Raw genomic sequence first — 4,271 nt, forward strand, 5'->3', positions numbered from 1 at the left:
GCCCGATCCGATCGGATCGGGCAGGCCGACGTCCGTGTGCGGCGTCGGGAGACGAGCGAGCGGCCCCCGGCCGGGTGGACGCACGGCCGGGAGCGACCCGGCCGGGCGTCCGCCCGGACCACCACATCGGCTCTAGCCGCGGGTGTGCCAGCCGCCGCCACCGCCGAACGGGCCCCAGCCGCCGCCACCGCCGCCGCCGTGCTCGTCACCGCCGCCGCCACCCCAGCCGCCCAGGGCGCCGCCGCCACCCCAGCCGCCGTCCTGCGGAACCGACGCCGGCGCCGCGTGGTCGGCCTGCGCCGTCACGGCGAACGCCGAGCCGGCGGCCGCACTCGCCATGAGCAGCGCGGCGGCAACGGTGCCGGAAGCGCGCGTGATCCTACGCATGAGATCCCCTTATCCTCGAAGAGACCACCTCACCCGAGGCGGTCGGGTTCATCCTGAACGCGGATCCGCAGGCGGCGGGCATCCGAACCGCCCCGAATAACCCGACGAATGCCGATACTTCCGGCATCGTCGCTGCTCACGACGCATGTCGGCGATTTTCGAAACCACCCCTACGGACGCGCTCCGCACTGCTGCATTCGGGCGACCGGCGACGGATACCGGTCGTCGTCGGTCGGGCGGCGCAACCCGCGTTCGATGGCCTCGATGATCCGCGGGCGCAGTTCCTCGGCGCGGATGACAGCGTCGACGGAGCCGACCTCGACGGCTCGCCGAATGTCGTGCACACGGTCGAACTCAGCCGCCACCTCACCGAGTTTCTCCGCCCGCACCGACGCGCGGATCTCGTCGAGCACCGCCTTCGCCGCGGCGCGCTCCGCACCGAAGACGGTCCCGACGTGGGCCTCCTGCGCCCGCACCCGCGAGTCGGCGACCGTACGGGCCCGCACATCTCCGGCGAACACCACCGCCGCAGCGGGCGCGCCGCCCAGGACCGAGGCGAAGGAGCCCTCCAGCGCGAGCACGGTCATGTTCGGGTTCAGCGCCTTGGAAAAGACCACGAACGCGCCCCCGTGGTAGCGCGAGATCACGCAGAAGACGATCGGCCCGCGGAAGTTCACGATCGCCCGGCCGATCTCCGCGCCGTACTCCAACTGCAGCTTGCGCATCGACTCGGGCGAGCCGTCGAACCCGGACAGGTTCGCCAGCACCACCAGCGGCCGGTTGCCGGACGCCGCGTTGATCGCCCGCGCGACCTTCTTCGACGACTGCGGGAACAACGTACCGGCGGTGTAGGTGTCGGGGCCGTCGGTGGGCGGGAATCCCAGGCGCGGCACCGCTCGCGACTCGATCCCGATCAGGCACACCGGCACACCGCCCAGGCGCACGTCCTGCACCGCGGCGGTGTCCGCGTCGGCCATGCCCGCCCAGCGCTCCGACACGGGGTGGTCCCGGTCGGACAGCGCGCGCATCACGGTGCGGATGTCGAACGGCTTCTTGCGGTCCGGGTTGTGCTCCGCGGAGAAGATCTCACCGACGGTGGTGAAGTCGCTGCCCGCCCAGGTGTGCGGGAAGTCGCGGACGTCCCGGTCGACGGGGTCGCTCGTCGGCGCGCGTCGCGGCATCGCCTCGCCGGGCACCACGTGGGTCCGGTCGTAGTGCTCCATCAACACATCCCGCGCCGCGCCCAGATTCGGCGCCCAGTACTGCGCCTGCCCGTTCGGGCCCATCACCCGGTCGTAGCCGCCGATGCCGAAGTTGTCCTCGGCCGACACGCCACCGGAGAAGTCCAACGACTGCTTCCCGGTGAGCACCATCGCCGAGTCGGGGGTCATCACGAGGATGCCCTTGGTGTGCATGAGCATGGTGGCCTCGGCGTTCCAGTACGGCTGTGCGCCGACGTTGATGCCCGCGACCACGATGTTGATCTCGCCGCCGTCCTGGGTGAACGTGACGATGCGCTTGAGCGCGGCGGCCACCCAGTCCATGTTCTCCGTGCCCGACTCCATCGAGATCCGGGCGCCGGACGACAGCGCGTACCACTCCACCGGCACCCGCATGCGCTCCGCCAGGTCCAGCGCCGCGATCACCCGACGGCACTCCGGCTCGGACAGCGCCCCGAGCGACTTCGTCGGGTCGCCGAGCAGGACGACCCGGTCGATGCCCTGCGGGTGCAGCTCGGTCGGAGTGGTGACCACGCCCGCGACGATCGCCGCCGTGTTGGTGCCCCTCGGTCGGTCGACCGGCGCCAGGACGTGCTCGTCGTCGAGGTCGTGCTCGACGAAGTCGCCCAGCAGACGCACCAGTTCGTACGGGTAGACGGTATTGCGCGTGGCCGCGCGGAGCACCTTGCGCCGGTATTCGTCGATCGGCTCGATGGGCTCGAAAGAGCGTTCGTCGATCGTGAGTTCGGTGCCGCCGGAGGCGTCCACGCAGATCCGTACGGCGACCTTGTCCAGTTCACCGGTGTGCCGGCTGCGCATCCGCGCGATGACCAGGATCTCCTCCAGACCGGCGCCCTCGGTCGTCGGCAGTACGCGGTCGACGACCGTTTCCAACTCGGCGCGGGTGATCTCGGTCGGCGGCCAGACGTAGATCACGATCCGGTTCGTGTCGGGGTACTTGCGCCCGGGTCGCCGGGACTGGGCGCGGCGGATCGAGTCGAGGCACGTGGCGACGACGTTCTCGGCGGTCGGCAGGGCGACCAACCTGCCCTCGTGGTCCCGGAGTTCGGTGAGGTCGCGGACCTGGGCGAAGGCGACCAGGCGGTCGTCGGCGGGGTTTTCCCGGGCGACGCACTGGAAGAGGTAGACCTCCTCGTCCGAGGACGGCAGCCGGGTGAGGTCGAACTTGCTCAGCCGCTCCAACTGCATACGCTGCGCGATGTACGGGTGCAGACCCCGGATCAACCGCTCCTCGACCATCCCGGTGCCGCACGGGCGGAACGTGAAGTGATGGTGCATCACCGCGCCGCCGCGACCCGCGACGGTGGTGGTGAGCCGGCGGATCCGCTGTGACAACGAGCGGGTGTCCACGACCTCGTGCAGCGCGGCGGCCATCGCGTCCGGGTCCACCGGCTGCTTCTCCCACGCGAGATAGATGTCCGCCTCGACCGCGCCCTCGCCGTCCGCGAGTTCCCCGAGCCCGCGCAACGCGCCGCCGAGTTCGTCGAACCGCACCGCCGCGGAGACCAGGCGTGTGCCCGCCCGCTCGGCGACCACGAACGTGCAGCCGGCGACCTCGCTCGAACGCACGCCGGTGAGGCCCTTGTTGCCGTAGTACCGGCGGGTCAGCACCTCCAACATGATCGTGTTGTCCAGGCCGTCGCGGATGAGCCGCCGGCCTAGCAGGCACACCAGCGGTTCGGTGCTGCGCACCATCGACGCGATGCGCTCGGCGCGGTCCGGGGTGTCCGGGTGCGCGTCCAGATGCCGCAGGTGCCGGCGCACGTCGGTGTAGACCCGGGCCCGGTTGCGGCGCAACAACGGCTGGGCCAGCCACGTGAACACCAGCCCGCGCGCGAGGTCGGCGACCACCGGGAAGCGCACCTGGGTCGCCGCGACCAGGCGCTCCAGGGCGAGGCCGACCGGCTCGCGCGACATCGCGTCCGGCGGTGCCTCGCGCAACCACACCCGCAGCAGCGACGAGACAACCGCGGCATCGGCGGCCGCGCGTTGCCGGCCGAGGAAGATCCGGAAGACCGCGGCCTCGAGTTCGGCCGAAGGCTCCGCTTCGGTGACACCGTAGTGGGCGAGTGCCTTGGCCAGTTTGGCCCGGAACGCCTCGGGCAGCCCGGCCCGTTCGACGTCGAGGCTCTGCAGGAAGGTGTGGAAGTGTTCACGGGCGCTGTGCACGTGACCCTCACCACCCACATCCTCGCCCGCCGGACGGTTGCGGCCCAGCTCGGCGAGGTCGGTGAACATCTCGACCAGTTCGAGCTCGTGGGCCAGCGGCCGTTCGTCGCCGTCCGACAGCGCCGCCCGGCGCGCGGCGAGGTAGTCGTCGAGCACCCGGCGCTCGTCGTGCGGATCCACGTCGAAGCCCAGCAACAGGCCGCGCAGCTCTTCCCGGCCGCGTGCGGCGCGCTCCCGGATCGGGATCGCCTCCGGCGCGGCCGGCAGGTCCAGCTCGACGGACGCGGTGTCCTCGGCTTCGGCTTCGGCGGCGGCGAGCGGTTCCAGGCGCAACAGCGCCGCACCGACGTCGACCTGACTGCCCACCGACACGGCGCACTCCTTCAACCGTGCCCGGAACGGTGCGCGCAGCACCGTTTCCATCTTCATGCTCTCCAGCACCAGGACCGGTGCGCCGGCCTCGACCTCGTCGCC

At 71.4% G+C, this 4,271-nt stretch carries 2 protein-coding genes; both read right to left on the reverse strand.

Features of this window, described 5'->3' with window-relative positions; translation table 11 throughout:
- Positions 1–132: 132 nt before the first annotated feature.
- On the reverse strand, positions 133–387 hold the full coding sequence (locus tag ACFRCG_RS48220) for a hypothetical protein (protein WP_380043027.1): 255 nt from the start codon (positions 385–387) through the stop codon (positions 133–135).
- Between the two features lie 170 nt (positions 388–557).
- On the reverse strand, positions 558–4,271 hold a 3,714-nt coding region (locus ACFRCG_RS48225), incomplete at its 5' end, for a carboxyl transferase domain-containing protein (protein WP_380043028.1).

It is taken from the genome of Embleya sp. NPDC056575, assembly GCF_042793325.1.
Lineage (GTDB): Bacteria > Actinomycetota > Actinomycetes > Streptomycetales > Streptomycetaceae > Embleya.

Bases quoted from the DNA above. Each gene is read 5' to 3' on its own strand.
- ACFRCG_RS48220 (WP_380043027.1), bottom strand. From the start codon at position 387: ATGCGTAGGATCACGCGCGCTTCCGGCACCGTTGCCGCCGCGCTGCTC.